General features: G+C 65.0%; 15 protein-coding genes. 8 read left to right on the top strand and 7 right to left on the bottom strand.

Annotated elements, in window-relative coordinates:
- Window positions 1-128: 128 nt before the first annotated feature.
- Genes AWC14_RS22860 through AWC14_RS22840 form a run of 5 tightly spaced genes read left to right on the top strand, consistent with a single transcriptional unit; the run spans window position 129 to window position 8,167 of the window.
- Entirely contained in the window at window positions 129-1,550 is a 1,422-nt protein-coding gene (locus AWC14_RS22860; protein ID WP_045376241.1) for a condensation domain-containing protein, read from the top strand.
- Between the two features lie 7 nt (window positions 1,551-1,557).
- Window positions 1,558-4,533 (top strand): MMPL/RND family transporter, encoded by a 2,976-nt coding sequence (locus AWC14_RS22855; protein ID WP_268811698.1) that lies wholly within the window; start codon window positions 1,558-1,560, stop codon window positions 4,531-4,533.
- 44 nt (window positions 4,534-4,577) lie between these two features.
- Window positions 4,578-5,708, top strand: coding sequence for an acyltransferase PE (gene pe, locus AWC14_RS22850; protein ID WP_057003458.1), 1,131 nt, complete (start codon window positions 4,578-4,580; stop codon window positions 5,706-5,708).
- 48 nt (window positions 5,709-5,756) lie between these two features.
- Complete coding sequence (locus AWC14_RS22845) at window positions 5,757-7,484, top strand: AMP-binding protein (RefSeq protein ID WP_057003457.1); 1,728 nt, start codon at window positions 5,757-5,759, stop codon at window positions 7,482-7,484.
- Between the two features lie 32 nt (window positions 7,485-7,516).
- Window positions 7,517-8,167: a GAP family protein gene (locus AWC14_RS22840; RefSeq protein ID WP_085241469.1), complete on the top strand. Its 651-nt coding sequence runs from the start codon at window positions 7,517-7,519 to the stop codon at window positions 8,165-8,167.
- A gap of 25 nt (window positions 8,168-8,192) precedes the next feature.
- On the opposite strand, the gene AWC14_RS22835 is transcribed toward AWC14_RS22840, so the two are convergent.
- On the bottom strand, window positions 8,193-9,095 hold the full coding sequence (locus AWC14_RS22835) for a ParB/RepB/Spo0J family partition protein (protein WP_158089924.1): 903 nt from the start codon (window positions 9,093-9,095) through the stop codon (window positions 8,193-8,195).
- A 251-nt stretch (window positions 9,096-9,346) separates the two neighbouring features.
- Complete coding sequence (locus tag AWC14_RS22830; RefSeq protein ID WP_045376253.1) at window positions 9,347-10,582, bottom strand: enhanced intracellular survival protein Eis; 1,236 nt, start codon at window positions 10,580-10,582, stop codon at window positions 9,347-9,349.
- A 25-nt stretch (window positions 10,583-10,607) separates the two neighbouring features.
- Between AWC14_RS22830 and AWC14_RS22825 the strand changes: the two genes are divergently transcribed.
- The 3 genes from AWC14_RS22825 (at window position 10,608) to AWC14_RS22815 (ending at window position 15,123) form a co-directional block, all read left to right on the top strand.
- Window positions 10,608-11,657, top strand: coding sequence for an NAD(P)H-dependent amine dehydrogenase family protein (locus tag AWC14_RS22825; protein WP_045376281.1), 1,050 nt, complete (start codon window positions 10,608-10,610; stop codon window positions 11,655-11,657).
- Between the two features lie 161 nt (window positions 11,658-11,818).
- A complete protein-coding gene (locus tag AWC14_RS22820; RefSeq protein ID WP_045376284.1) occupies window positions 11,819-12,247 on the top strand; it encodes an MmpS family transport accessory protein in 429 nt (142 codons plus the stop codon).
- Window positions 12,244-15,123, top strand: coding sequence for an MMPL/RND family transporter (locus tag AWC14_RS22815; RefSeq protein WP_081968047.1), 2,880 nt, complete (start codon window positions 12,244-12,246; stop codon window positions 15,121-15,123). Before AWC14_RS22820 ends, AWC14_RS22815 begins: the two co-directional genes overlap by 4 nt.
- On the opposite strand, the gene AWC14_RS22810 is transcribed toward AWC14_RS22815, so the two are convergent.
- Genes AWC14_RS22810 through nadD form a run of 5 tightly spaced genes read right to left on the bottom strand, consistent with a single transcriptional unit; the run spans window position 15,120 to window position 18,291 of the window.
- Window positions 15,120-15,953, bottom strand: a complete 834-nt coding sequence (locus AWC14_RS22810) for a DegV family protein (RefSeq protein ID WP_045376259.1) — start codon at window positions 15,951-15,953, stop codon at window positions 15,120-15,122. The two genes, AWC14_RS22815 and AWC14_RS22810, sit on opposite strands and share 4 nt — an antisense overlap.
- The gene (gene octT, locus AWC14_RS22805; RefSeq protein ID WP_045376262.1) at window positions 15,941-16,672 is read right to left on the bottom strand and encodes a diglucosylglycerate octanoyltransferase; all 732 of its coding nucleotides are present in this window, start codon (window positions 16,670-16,672) and stop codon (window positions 15,941-15,943) included. Before octT ends, AWC14_RS22810 begins: the two co-directional genes overlap by 13 nt.
- The gene (gpgP, locus tag AWC14_RS22800; protein WP_045376264.1) at window positions 16,662-17,324 is read right to left on the bottom strand and encodes a glucosyl-3-phosphoglycerate phosphatase; all 663 of its coding nucleotides are present in this window, start codon (window positions 17,322-17,324) and stop codon (window positions 16,662-16,664) included. The genes octT and gpgP overlap by 11 nt, the downstream gene beginning before the upstream one ends.
- Complete coding sequence (rsfS, locus tag AWC14_RS22795; RefSeq protein WP_045376267.1) at window positions 17,321-17,689, bottom strand: ribosome silencing factor; 369 nt, start codon at window positions 17,687-17,689, stop codon at window positions 17,321-17,323. The genes gpgP and rsfS overlap by 4 nt, the downstream gene beginning before the upstream one ends.
- Entirely contained in the window at window positions 17,686-18,291 is a 606-nt protein-coding gene (gene nadD, locus AWC14_RS22790; RefSeq protein ID WP_268811699.1) for a nicotinate-nucleotide adenylyltransferase, read from the bottom strand. Before nadD ends, rsfS begins: the two co-directional genes overlap by 4 nt.
- Window positions 18,292-18,460 lie beyond the last annotated feature (169 nt).

The following is an 18,460-nucleotide window of genomic DNA, read 5'->3' as shown; positions in this document are numbered from 1 at the left end:
TGGCGTGTGCGATCCCAGCGGCTACGGCCGCCGCCGACACTGGGCGACACCGCATGCGAAGAGGGCTATGTTGGGTCTCGCTGTCAGCCCTGACCGCATGAGCCGATCACACCGAGGAGGACGAAGTCTTGCGCATCGGGAAGATTACGATCGGCTCACTCGAGAATTGGACCTTGACCCCGGGCCTCGTCACGTCGTGGCACCCGACGGACGTGGCGCTGGCAAAGGTCCGGCAAGCGCCGGTCAGCTCGGTACCAGTCAGTTACATGCAGGGCCAGCATCTTCGCAACTACCACGAGCGGACCGTCGCGGGGCTGGACTTCTCCCGGCAAATCATCGCTACCTGCGAAGTGCCTGGGCGATGCGACATTTCCGCGATGAACGAGGCCCTCAACGCCTACCTGCGTCGGCACGACACGTTCCGCAGCTGGTTCGAGCGCACAGGCAACGGAGACTTTGTCAGGCACACCATCAGCGATCCCGCAGATATCGAGTTTGCGCCGAGGAAGCACGGCCACATGACGGCTGACGAGGTACGCGCTCACGTCGTGGCCATACCGAATCCGCTGGAGTGGGGCTGTTTCAGCTTCGGGATCGTCCAAAGCGAGAACCACTTCACGTTCTTTGCCGCAATGGACCATGTGCACGGGGACGCGACGCTGATCGGCACCACGATGCTCGAGGCCAACGGCATGTACTCGGCGCTGAGCGCAGGCGGTGAGGCCCTTACGCTTCCCGAGCCAGGCAGCTACGACGACTTCTGTACCCGCGAACGGCAGTACACCTCAACGTTAACCGTAGATTCACCTGAGGTGCGGGCGTGGATCGAGTTCGCCGAGAACAACAATGGCGGCTTTCCTGAATTCCCGCTCCCATTGGGCGATCCATCGGAGCGGTGTGCCAGCGACCTCGTCTCCGAACTCCTGATGGATGCCGAACAGACCGAGCGGTTCGAATCGGCCTGCTCAGCGGTGGGCGCGCGCTTCGTCGGCGGCTTGTTCGCCTGCATCGCGCTGGTGGAGCATGAGTTCACGGGTGCACCAACGTACTACGGTCTTACTCCCCGCGATTCCCGCACCGGCGCCGACAACTTCATGACACAGGGCTGGTTTACCGGCTTGATCCCGATCACCGTGCCGATAGCTGCGGCCTCTTTCGGCGACGCTGCGTGGATGGCACAGGCGTCGTTCGACTCAGGTCTGGACATGGCAAAGGTGCCGTACTACCGCGTGCTGGAGCTGGCACCCTGGTTGAGCTGGCCACAGCCAAATTTTCCGGTGTCCAACTTCTTTCATGGCAACGCTGCTCCACTCAACGCCGTGCTCGCAGCGGCTGACCTGGGACTGGCCAACAACATCGGAATCTACTCGGACGGCCGGTATTCCTATCAACTGACCATCTACGTATTTCGGTACGGCGAAGGCACCGCGATGGCGATCATGTATCCCGACAACCCGATCGCCGAGAAATCAGTTGCCCGTTACTTCGAGGCGATGAAGTCGGTGTGTATGCGGGTCGCCAACCACGGGCACTGGGGACGCGTCGCATGAGGGCAATGTGCAACGGCTAGCCGATTTTGTGGTGCGGTGGCCTTGGATAGTGATCGGGATCTGGGTCACGCTGGCGGTCGCACTCCCACTGACGTGTCCGTCCCTGGGCGAGATGGCCCAGAAACATCCGCTCGCCATCTTGCCCAGCGATGCCCCGTCGAGCATCACGGCCCGAAAGATGACCGAGGCGTTTCACGAATCGGGCTCAGAAGACCTCCTACTGGTGGTCCTGACTGACGACAAGGGGCTTGGTCCCGCCGACGAAGCCGTTTACCGCAAACTGGTGGGCGCGCTGCGCCAGGACACCCGAGATGTCTTGATGTTGCAGGATTTCGTCAGCACGCCGCCCCTGCGTTCGGCCGTGACCAGCAAGGACCACAAGGCGTGGGTGCTGCCGGTCGGGGTCGCGGGCGAGTTGGGCACCCCACAGTCCTACGCCGCTTTCAACCGCATCAGCGAAATCGTCGAAAACACCGTGGCCGGAACATCCTTGACGGCCAATCTCACCGGTCCCGCGGCAACGGTGGCCGACCTTACGGTTTCGGGCAATCGGGATCGCATGCCGATTGAGCTGGCGATCGCGGTTTTGGTGCTGATCGTGCTGCTGGTGGTCTACCGCAGCGCGGTCACCATGCTGCTGCCGTTGCTGACGATCGGGTTGTCCCTGGTGATCGCGCAAGCCGTGGTAGCCGGATACTCCCAACTGACGGGTTCGGGCGTCTCGAACCAATCCATCGTATTTTTGAGCGCGATAATGGCTGGCGCCGGAACGGATTACGCGGTGTTCCTGATCAGCCGCTATCACGACCATTTGCGGTTAGGGGCAGATTTCGACCAGGCCGTCAAGCGGGCGATGATCTCGATCGGAAAGGTGATCGCCGCGTCCGCCGCCACCGTCGGAATCACGTTTCTGGTCATCAGCTTCGCCCGAATGGGCGTGTTCAAGACGGTCGGAACGTCGTCGGCGATCGGGATCGGCGTGGCATTCCTTGCCGCGGTGACGTTGCTGCCGGCGATCCTGGTCCTTGCCGGGCCACGCGGCTGGGTCAAGCCACGGCGCGAGCTGACCGCGCTGTTCTGGCGGCGCTCGGGCATTCGCATTGTGCGCAGGCCCAAGCTGCATCTGGTTGCCAGCGTGCTTGTGTTGATCGCGCTGGCGGGCTGCGCCGCCTTCGTGCGCTACAACTACGACGATCGCAAGGCCGTGCGGGCTTCCGCGCCGAGCTCGATCGGATACGCGGCGCTAGAGCGCCATTTCCCGGTGAACCAGTCGATCCCGGAATACATCCTGGTCTCCTCACCGCGTGACCTGCGCACGCCGCAGGCCCTGGCAGACCTGGAGCAAATGGCACAGCGAGTCAGCCAACTGCCGAATATCGCTGCGGTCAGCGGCATCACGCGTCCCGCCGGAACTGTGCCGAATGAATTCAAGGCCACCTATCAGGCGGGCGCAATCGGCACCGTCCTGGCCGACGGATCCACGCTGATCAACGATCACACCGACGACCTCGATCGGCTGGCCGACGGGGCCGGCACGCTGGCCGACAACCTCAACCATGTGCGCAGCCAGGTCAGCCGGTTCGCTGCCAGTGTGCAGAACGTGGTCGACTCCTTCTCGTCGATGAAAAACCAATACAGCGGCGACACTTTGGTCAAGGAAGTCGACACCGCGGCCAAGCTCGTCGACCACGTCAACTCCCTCAGCAATGCCATGGGCTGGAACTTTTCGGCCGGCAAGAACATGTTTGCCTGGATAGGCCCGGTGCTGGCAGCGTTGCAGGGCAACCCGGTCTGCGATCTCGACGAGTCCTGCAGCGCTACTCGCGGGACGTTCGAACGGCTGGTCGCAGGGCGCGACCAGGAAGACCTCGACGCGATCAGCGATCTGTGGGGGCAACTGCAGTCGTTCCCGGACAAAAAGTCCCTCAACGCATCGGTAGACCGCGTGCGTGGGGCACTCGCAAACCTCACCAAGGTGATGCATTCCATGGGAATGGACCAGCCCGGTGGCCTGCAGGCGAACCTGAACAGCATGCAAGACGGCGCCAACCGATTCGCCGGCGGGAGCCGGCAAGTGGCCGAGGCGGTGACCCAACTCGTCGACCAGGTCAAACAATTGGGTGCCGGGCTCGATCAGGCATCGGCCTTCTTGTTGTCGCTGAAACGTGAGGCCTCGCAACCGGCGATGGCCGGATTCAACATCCCGGCCCAGCTGCTGCACTTGAAGGAGTTCAAGAACGCCGCCAAGATCTTCATCTCAGCGGATGGCCACTCGGCGCGTTACCTGGTTCAAACCAAACTCAATCCGTTCAGCAGCGAGGCCATGGATCAGGTCAACACAATCACCCAGACCGCCCGGGGCGCCCAAGCGAATACCGCATTGGCGGACGCCACGATATCGATGGCGGGATACACCGTCGGGCTCAAAGACACCCGCGACTACTACCGACACGACATTCGGTTCATCATCGCGGTGACCCTCATCGTCGTGCTTTTGACCTTGACGGCGCTGCTGCGTGCGATTACCGCACCGCTGTATCTGGTTGCTTCGGTGGTCATTTCGTACTTGTCGGCGGTGGGCATCGGCACCCTCGTTTTCCAGTTCATGCTCGGCCAGCAGTTACATTGGAGCGTGCCTCCGCTGGCATTCGTGGTTTTGGTGGCGGTCGGCGCCGACTACAACATGCTGCTTGTCTCCCGAATGCGTGAGGAGTCTTCGCACAGCATGCGTTACGGCATCATTCGCACCCTGAGCTCGACCGGCGGCGTGATCACGGCGGCGGGTCTGATCTTCGCTGCGTCGATGTGTGGGCTGTTGTTCTCCAGCATCAGCACCGTGGTCCAAGGCGGTTTTGTGATCGGTGTGGGAATTTTGCTGGATACCTTTGTAGTACGCACCATCACGGTTCCCGCCATCGCTGCCCTCGTCGGGCGGGCCAACTGGTGGCCGTCGCGGCGCAACCCAGTTAGCGCGCACACCTGATGTATGTGAAACTACGAGGCGATGCCGAGCGGTCAGGAGTGCGGATGAAGAAACTCCTCGCAGGAGTCACGGCGCTGGTAACTGTCAGCGCCACAGGCTATTTCGGCGTCAGGACCGCGTCGGCTGACGACACGCCCGTCGGCGGGCCGCCCACCCCCGGCGCGCCGGGCGACCAGACCGCGTTCGCCCTCGGCGGCGCGCACGTTCTCGGCATCCCCTACGACGAGTACATCCGCCAAGAGGGAGCCCAATGGTTCCCCGGCCAGAAGCGCGAAATCGTCCGCTACCCGGCGGGTCAGGTGCAGGGCCACGTACTGGAACGATTGTTCCCGGGCATCGGCAAGATCGGCGAACAACTGCTCCCCGGCCTGGGTCTGGACGGCCCCAGCGTCGGCGAGTCCGTCGACGTGGGAGTAGACAACCTCGATGCGGCGATCCGCACCGGTCGCCCCGGCACCGCGATCGGCTTGTCCGAGGGCGCTTTCGTGGTCGACGGCGCGCAGGCCCGGCTGGCCAATGACCCGACCGCTCCCCCGTCGGACCAACTGAACTTCGCGACGTTCGGCGACCCGGTCGGGCGCCACGCCTTTGGGGAGAGCTTCCTGACCGCAATGTTCCCGGTCGGCAGCGTCGTTCCCGCACTCGACTACACCATGGCACCGCCGTATGAGAGCCAGTACGACACATACCGGTTCGTGGCCGCGTACGACTCGATCGCGGACTTCCCCGACCGTCCGGACAACTTGTTTGCCCTGGGCAACACGCTGATGGGTCTTGCAACCGGTCATACCGCGGTGGCCTTCACCAACCCGAGCATGGTGCCGCCGCAGAACATCCGGACGACGATCAACTCGCGGGGCGCCAAGGACACCACGATCATGGTTCCGGAAAAGCACCTCCCGCTTGTGATGCCCCTGGCTTACATCGGGATTCCGGAAGACACGCTGAACAAGCTCGACGCGATCCTGATGCCCCGGGTGAACGCGGGCTACTCACGCAACGACGACCCGGCGACCGCTCCGGTTCAGGTGGATCCGGTGCACGGGTTCGACCCGGCGGAAGTCACCGCGCCCGCCAACCAGGCGACATTCGGCGGCGGCGCCGACCCACTCTCGCAGATCCTCAGCGGTGCCATGTCCGTGTTATCGCACCGCGCAGGACAGTCTGACCACTGACTGAAAACCGACAGACCGACGAACCAGTACGGACATGACGTGACCCCTATGCCTCAGTCATCCATCCTTTCGATGCTGCACGGACGTGCGAGCCTGCGGCCCAACGACATCGCGTTCACCTTCACCGACTACGACGACGACTGGGCCGGGGTGCCCGAGAACCTGACCTGGTCGCAGTTGTCCCGCCGAACGCACAATGTGGCCCGCGAGCTCAGCTTTCATGGCTCGGCCGGAGACAGAGCAGTGATCCTGGCTCCGCAGTCACTCGATTACATCGCGGCGTTTCTGGGATCCATGCAGGCTGGACTCATCGCGGTGCCACTGCCCTTGCCGCACCGCGGCTCGAGCCACGAGCGGGTAGGCGCGGTTCTTGCCGATACGTCGCCCTCCGTTGTTCTCACAACATCCGCGGTCGCCGAAGATGTCGCCCAATACGTCGACGAGGCACACATGGACTCGGTGCCCAAGATCGTCGAAATCGATTCGATGAATCTGGACGCGGATGGCGAACCAAGCGTTCGGACAGCAGATCTGCCAAGCATCGCGTATTTGCAGTACAGTTCGGGCTCGACCCGACTACCGACCGGGGTCATGGTCTCGCACCGCAACCTGCAGGCGAATTTCGAGCAGCTGATGCGCAGCTTCTTCGCCGACCGCAAAGCCCCAACGGAAGCCACCATCGTGTCGTGGTTGCCCTTCTACCACGACATGGGTTTGGTGCTGGGAGTCTGTGCACCAATCCTGGGCGGCTATCGCGGCGAGCTGACGAGTCCGGTGTCGTTCTTGGAACGGCCGGCCAGATGGGTTCAGTCGCTGGCCCACAATCCTCGCGCGTGGTCGGCGGCACCAAACTTCGCCTTCGACTTGGCTGCCCGCAAAACAACCGACGCTGACCTGGCCGGACTCGACCTTTCAGACGTACTGGGCATCATCAGCGGCGCCGAGCGTGTCGAGCCGGCGACCTTGCAACGCTTCGTCGACCGGTTTGCGCACTTCAATTTTCGGGACCACATGTTGCGTCCTTCATATGGCTTGGCGGAGGCGACCGTGTTCGTGGCCGCTGGCACATGGAGTGAATCGTCGCCGGCGGTTCATTTCGACAGCGAGAAGCTGGGCGCGAACCGCGCCGAGCGGTGTGCCGCCGGCACCGGCACAACGCTGGTCAAATACCAACTGCCGCAATCGCCCATGCTGCGGATCGTCGACGTCGACACCCACCGCGAGTGCCCGCAGGACGTGGTCGGCGAGATCTGGGTGCACGGCGACAACGTCGCCGAGGGCTACTGGCGCAAGGAGCCCGACGAGCAGCGCTGCTTCGGCGCGACGCTCGCCGAGCCTTCGCCGGGAACGCCGGCCGGGCCGTGGCTGAGAACCGGCGACCTCGGTTTTGTCTACGAAGGTGAGCTGTTCATTGTGGGGCGCATCAAGGATCTGCTGATCATCCGCGGGCGTAATCACTATCCCGAGGACATCGAGACGACGGTCCAAGAGATCACGGGCGGCCGGGTCGCGGCGATATCGGTTCCGGTGAACAGTACGGAGAAGCTGGTCACCGTCATCGAACTCAAGAAGCGCGGCAACGACGACGCGACGCACTGGCTCACCAGCGTCAAAAGCGACGTCACCTCAGCGATATCGAACGCACACGGCTTGAACGTCGGTGACCTCGTGTTGGTCCCGCCGGGCTCGATTCCCACCACGACGAGCGGCAAGATCCGGCGCGCCGCGTGCGTCGAGCAGTACCGGCAGGATCAGTTCACCCGGCTGGACGCCTAAGCGGGCCGCGCTGGGCGCACCCCGAGACACCAATGCTGGTCACCGTCCTGGTCATGGCCCTGGCAGTCAGCATCGAACCTTTCCGGATCGGGATGACCGTGCTGATGCTCAACAGGCCCCGGCCGGCGCTGCAGCTGCTGGCGTTTCTCTGCGGCGGTTTCGTGATGGGAACAACCGTGGGTCTGGTTGTGCTGTTCGTCTTTCGACGCAGCCTGCTCGGATCCACGTACTTCACCGTGCCCAAAGTTCAGATCCTGATCGGGCTGCTGGCGTTGTCGATCGCGGTCCTCGTGGCGATCGACGCCCGCGGGCGGTTGGGTTCGCGCCCGGCGCGGTTGGCGACGTCGGGCAGGCGACTGCTGAGCGGGGATTCGCTGTCGGTCGCGGGAATCGCCGGTTTCGGCATTGCATTGCCGTCAGTCGACTACCTGGCGGCGCTCGCGGTCATCCTCGCCTCGGGCGCGGCGGCCCTGACGCAGGTCGCGGTGTTGTTGATGTTCAACGTGGTGGCGTTCGCCTTGATCGAGATTCCGTTGCTGGCCTACCTGTTGGCGCCCCGGGCAACCGCGAGATCGGTGGCGGCGCTGCACGACTGGATTCGATCGCGGCGGCGCCGTGACGTCGCGCTTCTGCTGGCCGCGTTGGGCTGCGGGTTCGTCGCGGTCGGCGTGGCCGGCCTCTGATTGTTGAGGTGCGAGCCTGCGTGAGCTACGAACCGTCGAATTGGTCCGCGATTTCCTGCCACGCACGAGCGTATTTCCGTGCTATCTCGGCGATTGTGCCCGAGCAGTGGATCGGAACAGCTTCAGCGAACTCGTTACAGGCGCTAATTGCCAACACGACGGTGGAGAGCAGCCGCAGCAGGGCGCGTCCTCTCTCAGAAGATCTGACTGACGGATCTTTTCTCAGCCGTTGAAGCAGATCGTGCCCCTGGACTTTGGGCGACACGCGCGACGGAGTTGTGGCCGTCGCCGCCGGCTGAGCGCGCGTACCCGAATCTTTGGCGAGATTATCGGGCAGCGGATTCTTACCGTTGCCGACACGCTGGCGCACGTCGCGCGCCGTGGTGACCGAAACACCCGCCTCGCGGGCTATCTCCCGTAACGACGCGCGCGGATTCATCGACAAATATGCGGCCGCACGTCGCCGCCCATTGACCGGGCTTGCCGGCCGGACTTTTCCGTCCCGACCCAGCCGTGGGCCCAACTGGGAAATTTCCTCAGTTGCACACCCACGCAATTTGCCGACCGTTTTGTTCGACACTCCCGTGATCAGCGCAATGGACCGATCGGACCAGTGCGGGTAGGACCGCACGATTCGCTGCGCCGCCGCCTTGCGTTCGGCGAGGGTCAACGGCAGGCCATGGGTGACATTCAAATGGACGGCGAGCGCGAAAGCGTCAGCGTCATTGCCGTCGAAAAACCTCGCCGGTATCGTGTCCTCGCCGCGCATTTCGGTCGCGCGCAGCCTATGCACGCCGTCGATCACCCACATCGAGGGCCGGTGAACGACTATCGGTGGTAACGGCAACGGTGATTGCGCCAAGATCTTGACGTAGTGCTCGTTCGTCTTGCTCTTCCTGGGTGTGTAGGAATCGCGAATCGAAGCCACCGGAACATTCTCGACTGGCAAAGAATTACTTCGCCGTACCCATTCCCCCACTGCATGCGCTGACGACGGGCCCGAGTTACCGTACGCGTCCATCAAACCGTGAGACGGACTTCCGGTGACCACAGCAATGCCACGATGAACACGTCCTCGCGTACCTACGCTCCAGTATCTTACTCTTGAGTAAGTACCGCAAGCGGTGACCGATTGTCAACGTCGCCCGCGCCGTCGGCTAACCGTGGCCGACGGCAACGTCAGAAGCCGAAGCCCAGCTGAGCAGGCACGTCGCTGGCGAACGCCGCTTCCAGACGTCGCACCAGCGCAGAGTCCTTGGCGCGCAATCGGTTCGCGGCAGCCAACGCCGACGCGTGATGAGCTCCCAGATACAGGCTGCCCAGCACGTCGAGGTCCATCTCGGCCTCGGCGGGCGCGTCGCTGGGCGCGCACCGAGCGCGACCGCCGCTGATTTCCAGCGCGAACCGGCCGCCGTCGCCGCGGAATGCGTCGGACACCTCGAACACCGTCGACAGGTCCGCCTGGTAGGTACGGGCCGTAAGCGCCGCGGGAATGTCCATGATCCGCAACCAGAGATCGTCCTGGCGTCCGGTGGTGCGGGCCAGCCGGCTGTCGGACAAGAGGTAGGGCAACGGGTCGTCCGGATGAGTCTCGACGGCGACGGTCTCGATCAAGTCCAGCCCCAGCAGGGTGCGCCACAGCGCGACATGCGCATCGGTGGTTACCGCCTTGAGTTCGCTCACTCGCGCAAGGCTCTTGTCGTCGTTGTGCACCCGGTACAGCGCATAGCCATCGGGATGCACGAACGCAAACCACGGGGTGCCGCCGCGGCGGGTGGCCTCCCGGTCAGCGAGCAGCTCGTCCCACAAGACCTGCGGACGCGCCAACCCGCCCGGTGTACGCCGGCGCCACCGCTCGTAGATGGCGGCGAGATCCTTGCCGTGCTGCGCAGGCCGCACCAGGCGGACACCGCCCGGGTCGGGGGCGTGGTCGTGGAAGCGGGCGAAGCGGCGGTCGATGGTCAGTGCCTGTTCGATGGTGGCCGGGCCGTACCCGAACCGTCCGTAGATGCCGCCCTCGCTGGCGGTCAGCGCCGCCATCGGATAGCCCGAATCGCTTATCCGCCTGTGTAATTCGGCCAACATCGCGCGCAGCAGGCCGCGCCGCCGGTGGGTCGGTGCGACGGACACGCCGCTGAGCCCGGCGGTGCGCACTACCGCTCCACCGGGCACGGTGAGCTCGAAGTCGAGATACACCGCAAACCCGACGACGGCCTCCCCTATCGAGCGGTCACACACCACCACCGCAGCGTCGGCGGGCGTCAGGGCCCGCCCAGCGGCGATCGAATCCGGGTGAGTGGACACGCCGAAACTGGTGTCGTCCAACAACAGGACCGCGGGCCAGTCGTCGTCGGTGACCGTGCGCAGCGTCAGGGGTTCGGGCAACTCGGCGGTCACAGAATCCGACAGTGGCACAAACGCACCCGAATATCGTGGGGCGGTGACTACACCGCTGCGGGTAATTCAATGGACCACCGGCAACATCGGACGGCGATCGCTACACGCCATCATCGGCAGACCCGACATGGAGCTGGTCGGGGTGTACGCCCACGGGCAGGACAAGGTCGGCGTCGACGCCGCCGAACTGTCCGGCTGGCCGGAGCCGACGGGCGTCAAGGCCACCAACGACATCGACGCACTGCTCGCGCTGAAACCCGATGCCTGTTGCTATAACCCGTTGTGGGCAGGCATCGATGAGCTGGTGCGGCTACTCGAATCCGGCGTTAATGTCTGCACGAGCGCGGCGTGGATCACCGGCGGCAAGCAGACGCCCGAAGACCGGCAGCGCATTCTGGATGCCTGCGAGCGCGGCGGCTCGACGATCTTCGGCAGCGGCGCGCATCCGGGCATCACGAACATGGTGGGCATGGTGCTGTCCGGCTGCTGCGAACGCGTCGACGAGATCCGCATCACCGAGTCGGTGGACTGCTCCACCTACGAGTCGGCGGGCACCCAGACAGCCATGGGCTTCTCGCAAGACCCCGATACGCCGGGCCTGGCCGAAAGCGTGCGGCGGGAAAGTGAGGTGTTCGCCGAGGCGGCGGCGATGATGGCCGACGCCATCGGGGCGAAGCTCGACAAGATGACCTTCGACGTCACCTTCACCGCGGCCACCGCCGACAGCGATCTGGGCTTCATGAAAATTCCGGCCGGCACTGTCGGCAGCGTCTACGGCTACCACCGCGGGTGGGTGGGCGAGCGCAATGTGGTCAGCGTCGGGTTCAACTGGATCATGGGTGATCACGTGACACCGCCGAAGCCGCTCGAACACGGGCATGTCATCCAGGTGTTCGGCCTGCCCAACATGCGCACGGTGATTCACTGTCTGCCGCCGAAGGATTGGACGGAGCCGGGTTTCATGGGCCTGGGCATGATCTACACGGCGATGCCGGTGACCAACGCCGTGCCCGCTGTGGTGGCCGCCCGACCGGGAATCGTGACGCTCGCCGACCTGCCACCCGTGACGGGCCGGGCGACGGGGACCCGGTGAACGCTCCCGTGCCCTACGGTTTACGATACTTAGGCAGGCGAAGGTTCCGTTGACGACGGCGACAGCGGATCGCACCACGGACACCTTTGCTGCCTGGGTCGATCCGTGGCTGACACACTCGTACGAATGATCGTGGACCTGGAGGTGACGGGGTGAGCGCGATTGCCAGGTTGGCCAAGCGAGCGTGGATCCCCCTGGTCCTGGTCGTCGTGCTGGCGATCTCGGGTTTGCTCGTCTCGCGGTTGCACCGCATCTTCGGTTCGCAGGATCTCAATGCGGGGGCCGGCGCCGGGATCGAGATCGTGCAGTTCAACCCGAAGGTCGTCACCTATGACGTATGGGGTCCGGCCGGGACCACGGCGAGCATCAACTATTGGGACGCGGAAGCCAACACGCATCAGGTTGACGGAGCGCCACTGCCGTGGTCGTACACGATCAGCACGACGCTGCCCGCCGTCAGCGCCAACATCATGGCCCAGGGCGACGGGGATCAAATCGGTTGCCGCATCACCATCGACGGTGTGGTCCGCGAAGAGAAAACCGTTGACGGCGAAAATGCCCAGACCTTCTGCCTGGTGAAGTCCGCATGAGCACTGAAACGAACACCCGCCCCCACCGGCCCGTTATCCCGCACACGATCAGGTGGTTGGCGGTGCCGATCATCCTGGGTTGGGTCTTTGTGACCGTCGTCGTGAACACCATCGTGCCGTCGCTGGAAGTCGTGGGCGAGGCGCATTCGGCGCCGATGGCGCCGATGGATGCGCCGTCGATGAAAGCGATGATGCGCCTGGGCCACAACTTCAAGGAATTCGATTCCAACAGCACGATCATGGTGGTGCTGGAAGGCCAGCAGCCGCTCGGCGACGCCGCACACCGCTACTACGACGACATAGTCCGTCAGCTGCGCAAAGACCCCCAGCACGTGCAGCACATCCAAGACTTCTGGAGCGACCGCCTGACTGCGGCCGGCGTCCAAAGCGCCGACGCCAAAGGCGCTTACGTGATGCTGAACCTCGCCGGCAACCAGGGCACCACGCAGGCCAACGAATCCGTCGAGGCAGTCCGGGATGTTATCAAGCACACCCCCGCGCCGCCCGGTGTGCAGGCCCACGTCACCGGTCCGGCGGCGCTGTCCGATGACATGCACGTGATCGGCAACGCCAGCCTGGCCAAGATCACGTTGTTCACTTTGGGCGCGATCGCGGTCATGTTGTTCCTGGTCTACCGCTCCCTTGTCACCACGCTGGTCCAACTTTTCATGACCGGCGTCGCGTTGGCGTCGGCACGAGGCATCGTCGCGGTGTTGGCCTACCACAACGCATTCGGGCTGACCACGTTCGCGGCGAACATCCTGACAATGCTGGCGATCGCCGCCGGCACCGATTACGGGATCTTCCTCATCGGCCGCTATCAAGAGGCGCGCCGGGCCGGTGAGGATCGGGAAACCGCCTACTACACCACCTTTCACGGGGTGGCCCCGGTCGTGCTGGGGTCGGGTCTGACGATCGCCGGGGCGGTGTACTGCCTCAGTTTCGCGCGGCTGCCGTGGTTCCACACGATGGGCGCACCGGCGGCGATCGGCATGCTGATCGTGGTGGCGGCCGGTCTCACGCTCGGGCCGGCGGTGCTGTTCGTGGGCAGCCGTTTTGGCCTGTTCGAGCCCAAGGGCGCGGCGCGGGGGCGGCTGTGGCGGCGCATCGGAACCGCGGTAGTGCGGTGGCCCGCACCGATTCTGGCGGTGAGCGGCGCGGTGGTGCTGGTCGGCATGCTGGGCCTGCCCAGCTATGTCACCAGTTACAACGACCGCTACTACCTGCCGACCAGCGCACCGTCCAACATCGGCTACGCCGCCGCGGACCGGCATTTCTCGCAGGCCAGAATGAATCCGGACATGTTGATGGTCGAGGCCGACCACGATATGCGCAATCCCGCCGACATGCTGGTCTTGGACCGCGTGGCCAAAAACGTGTTGCGCGTGCACGGCATCGTGATGGTCCAGGACATCACCCGCCCGCTCGGGATTCCGATTCAGCACAGCTCGATACCGTTTCAGAACAGCATGCAAAGCCAGATGCTCATGCAGAACATGGCGTTTCTGAAGGAGCGCATGGGCGACATCCTCAAGATGGCCGACGAAATGCAGGTGACGATCAACTACCTGGAACGCATGCTCGACATCACCAAGGGTCTGTCCGACACCACGCACGACATGTCCAGCGTCACCGACGACATGGTCGCCGTCACCGACAAAATGCGGGACCACCTAGCGGATTTCGACGATTTCTGGCGGCCCATCCGCAGCTACTTCTACTGGGAGAAACACTGCTTCGATATTCCGATCTGCTGGTCGCTGAGGTCGATCTTCGACGCCCTGGACGGAATCGATCAGCTGGACGAACAGTTCGGCCGCATGTCCAAGGACATCCACAGTATGGATGCCCTGCAACGCGAAATGGTCGCGATCTTGCCGCCGCAGATCCAGAGCATGAAAACCACCCATGCATTGACGTTGACCATGCACAGCACCTTCCAGGCGATGATCAACCAGATGGAGTCGATGAGCGACACCGCCATCGTGATGGGGCAAAGTTTCGACAACTCCAAAAACGACGACTTCTTCTACCTGCCTCCGGAGGCATTCGATAATCCGGACTTCAAACGTGGTCTGGTGCAGTTCTTGTCGCCCGACGGCAAGTCGGCGCGCTTCTTCATCACCCATCAGGGCGATCCCATGACGCCGGAAGGGATTTCGCGCGTCGATGCGGAGCGGACCGCCGCCCAGGAGGGGCTGAAGCAATCATCGCTGTCGGATGCCAAGGTTTATCTCGGCGGTACGGCCGCGACGTTCCGCGACATGCACGACGGCGCCAAATACGACCTGATGATCGCGGTGGTGTCCTCGCTGACACTGATCTTCATGATCATGCTGCTGCTCACCCGCAGCGTGGTCGCCGCGCTGGTCATCGTCGGCACCGCGGCCAGTTCGATTGCCGCATCGTTTGGGCTCTCGGTGCTCATCTGGCAAGACCTGTTCGGGATCAAAATCCACTGGATCGTGATGGCGCTGTCCGTCATCATCCTGCTGGCCGTCGGATCCGACTACAACCTGCTCCTGGTCTCCCGGTTCCGCGAAGAGATCCACAACGGCCTCAAGACGGGGTACATCCGGTCGATGGCCGGCACCGGTGGGGTGGTGACGGCCGCAGGTTTGGTGTTCGCGTTCACCATGGCCGCCATGCTCGGCAGCGATCTACGGGTCCTGGGCCAGTTCGGATCCACCGTCTGCATCGGTCTGCTGCTCGACACGCTGGTGGTGCGCACCTTGTTCATGCCTTCGATGGCGACGCTGTTGGGCCGCTGGTTCTGGTGGCCGCGGGTTGTCCATCCCCGCGGCGACCACGCCCGCCGGCGGCCCGAACCGCTGAGCGACGACACCGCGCCGTTACCGGTACCGGCCCACCGCTAGTCCGCAACCTCCACGCAGACGGCGAGCGCACCGGCGCCGACGTGCAGCGCCAGCACTGGGCCCAGGTCGGTCACGATCGCCGGTTCGCACGCCGGCAGCCGCTCGGCCAGCGCAGCGACGACGGCGTCGGCGCCGTCGGGGTTGGCGACATGATGCACGGCAAGCGCCGCAGGGCGGTCCCCGACCACCTCGCAGACCCGGTCGATCATCGCCGTCACCGCCTTGCTGGCGGTGCGAACCCGTTGCGCCAGAACGAGTTTGCCGTCGTCGATGCGCAGCAGCGGCTTGAGTGACAGTGCGGTGCCCAGCCAGGCCGCGGCACCGCCGATCCGTCCGCTGCGGCGCAGGTTGTCCAGCCGGTGCACGACGATGAAGCCGTGATTGCGGCTCACCGCGGCTGCGGCGGCCTGCGTGACAGTGTCCAGGTCGGCCCCCTCGGCGGCGGCGCGGGCGGCGGCCAGCGCTACGAAACCGGTGTTCATCGCCGTCGACCTCGAGTCGACGACCCGCACCCCCGAACCGATCTCGGCGGCCGTCGCCTCGGCGGCGCCGACGGTCCCGGACAGCGCCGCCGACAGGTGCACCGCCACCACCCCGTCGCCGCCGCTGTCGGCCAGCGCCTGCCGGTACACATCGGCGAGTTCGGCCGGAGTGGCCGCGGCGGTGGTTGCCCCGGGGCGCAGGTGAACGTCGTCGGGAACCTCGTCGACGCCGTCGCGCAGGTCGACGCCGTCGAGCAGGATGTGCAACGGGACCTGGCGGATCCGCCACTTACGCCGCAGGTCGTCGGGCAGTCGCGACGACGAATCGGTGACGACTACGACGGGCATGGATCCACGCCGGCTTCCGCCAGCGCCTTGAGCATCAACTCGGCGACCGCGTGGTGGGCCTCGAAATTCCAGTGGATACCGTCGGGGTTGCCGCGACCGGCCATGACGTGTTCGGCGACCGCGGCTTTCAGGTCGACCAGCGGAATGTCGTGCTGCTGGGCCCATTCGGTGATCGCGGCGGCCGTGGCGGGCCGGCCGTGATGGGCCTTGCCGTAGGTCTCGGCGATGTGCACCGACGGCAGCGACGCCACGATCGGGATGCCTGGCCGATTGAAATCGATTGCGCCGCGGGTCGCTTCGAGGTATTCGGCGCTCAGGTGCGGCGGCAGCGCGGCCCGGGCGAACGGGGAAAGCCGTGGCTGCAGCCAGCCGTAGCCGTCGCGCACCCAGCGCCGCAGCCATGGCGGGCGCACGTAGCGGATCAGCTCGCGCAGCGCCGTCGGCAACACCGACGGCAGCGAGTCCATCCCGCCGGTCGCGAAGATCACCGCGCCTGCTTTCGGCAGCGCCGCCCAGGCCCGCGGGTCCTGCGTTGCCGCCCACCAGACGTCGCGGCAGGTCCACCCGATACGGCCGATCAGCTCGACATCCCAACCTAGTTGTGCGCCAACGATATTGGGCCAGATTCGCGGATCGTCGGCGGGCAGGCCGCCCGTCGGGCCGTAATAGGCCAGCGAGTCGGCGAAGATCAGCAGCACCGGCCGCGACTCAGAGGACATCGCCTGCGACCTGTGCCGAAGCGTTCCACACGTCGAGGCGCCAGCTAATGCCGGCCAAGGCGGCGTCGTCGTCGGAATGGCCGGACAGTTGCGTCCAGCTGGCGTTGCCCATTCCGCCCAGCGCGGGCCAGTTTTCGACGGGCAGCCTCAGCAGTGCCGCCGTCAGCGCGGCGATCAGGCCGCCGTGCGCCACCAGCACCACCGGTCGCTCGTCGGCGCCCCATTCCTGTTCGCCGGTGACCAGTTCGCCGATCAGCGGCATGCTGCGGCCGGCCACGTCGACCCGGCTCTCCCCGCCGTGCGGCGCCCAGGTGGCGTCCTCGCGCCAGGCCAGCCGGGCCCCGGGTGCGGACGCATCGATCTGGGTGTGCGTCATGCCCTGCCAGTCGCCGAGATGCGTTTCGCGCAACCGGTTGTCGACCCGCAACCGCAGGCCGGTGCGCTCCCCCAGCACCACGGCGGTATCGTAGGCGCGCCGCAAATCCGAGGTGACGATCAGCAGCGGCTGATGCTTGCTCAGCACCTCGGCCGCGGCGACGGCCTGCGCGCGGCCCAGCTCGCTCAGCTCGGTGTCCAACTGGCCCTGCATCCGGCTGCCGAGGTTGAAGTCGGTCTGCCCGTGCCGCAGCATCAGCAGCCGGCGGATCTTCACGACGCGCCCTCCAGGTTCACATCCACCGTCGGGCAGTCACGCCAGAGCCGGTCCAGGGAGTAGAAGTCGCGTTCGTCCTGGTGCTGGATGTGCACGACGATGTCGACGTAGTCGAGCAGGGTCCAGCGGCCCTCGCGGGCGCCCTCGCGGCGTGCCGGCTTGTAGCCGGCCCGGCGCATCTTCTCTTCGACCTCGTCGACGATGGCGTTGACCTGGCGCTCGTTGGACGCCGACGCGATCACAAAGCAGTCGGTGATGACCAGCTGGCCGGAGACGTCGATGACCACGACGTCGTCGGCGAGTTTGGCCGCGGCAGCGTTCGCGGCCACCGTCGCCATGTCGATGGCTTCCTGGGTTGCCGTCACGTCTCGGCCCGGGGTTTGCGGTAGAGCTCGCGTTTGGAGATGTACTGCACGACGCCGTCGGGCATCAGGTACCACAGCGGCCGGCCCTCGGCGGCGCGCCGGCGGCAGTCGGTCGACGAGATCGCCAGTGCCGGAATCTCGAGCAAGGTGAGCGCGTCGTCGGGCAACCCCTCGAGGACGTCGGCGAGATGCTCGCGGCCCAGTTCGTAGCCGGGCCGGCTGACCCCGACGAACCGCGCCATCGCGAACAGCTCCTCCAAGTCATGCCAGGACAGGATCGATGCCAGCGCATCGGCGCCGGTGATGAAGTAAAGGTCTGAGTCGGGGTTGACCGTGTGCAGATCCCGCAACGTGTCTTTGGTGTAGGTGAGGCCGCCGCGGTCGATGTCGACCCGGCTCACCGAGAACCGGGGGTTGGACGCGGTGGCGATCACCGTCATCAGGTAGCGGTCTTCGGCCCCGCTGACCTGCCGGCTCTTCTGCCACGGCTGGCTGGTCGGCACGAACACCACTTCGTCGAGGTCGAACCGGTCGGCGACTTCGCTGGCCGCGACCAGATGGCCGTTGTGGATGGGATCAAACGTCCCACCCATCACTCCCAGCCGCCGCTTTCGCACGATCTGCCAGCTTACTGGAGGTGCCCCTCTCCTCCGCGAGCGTGCGTGTCGTCGGTCGACACGCCGTTCAAATTCCGGGGTTTGCGCTCAGTGTCAGGGTGATGGTGCTGCGTTGCGGTGTGTCAGCGTGACAGGGCCGCTTCGTGGTGGTTGG

The sequence above is a fragment of the Mycobacterium kyorinense genome (assembly GCF_002101735.1).
GTDB classification, from domain to species: domain Bacteria; phylum Actinomycetota; class Actinomycetes; order Mycobacteriales; family Mycobacteriaceae; genus Mycobacterium; species Mycobacterium kyorinense.
Note: the sequence above shows the minus strand (reverse complement) of the source record. Positions and strands in the feature narration are given on the sequence as shown.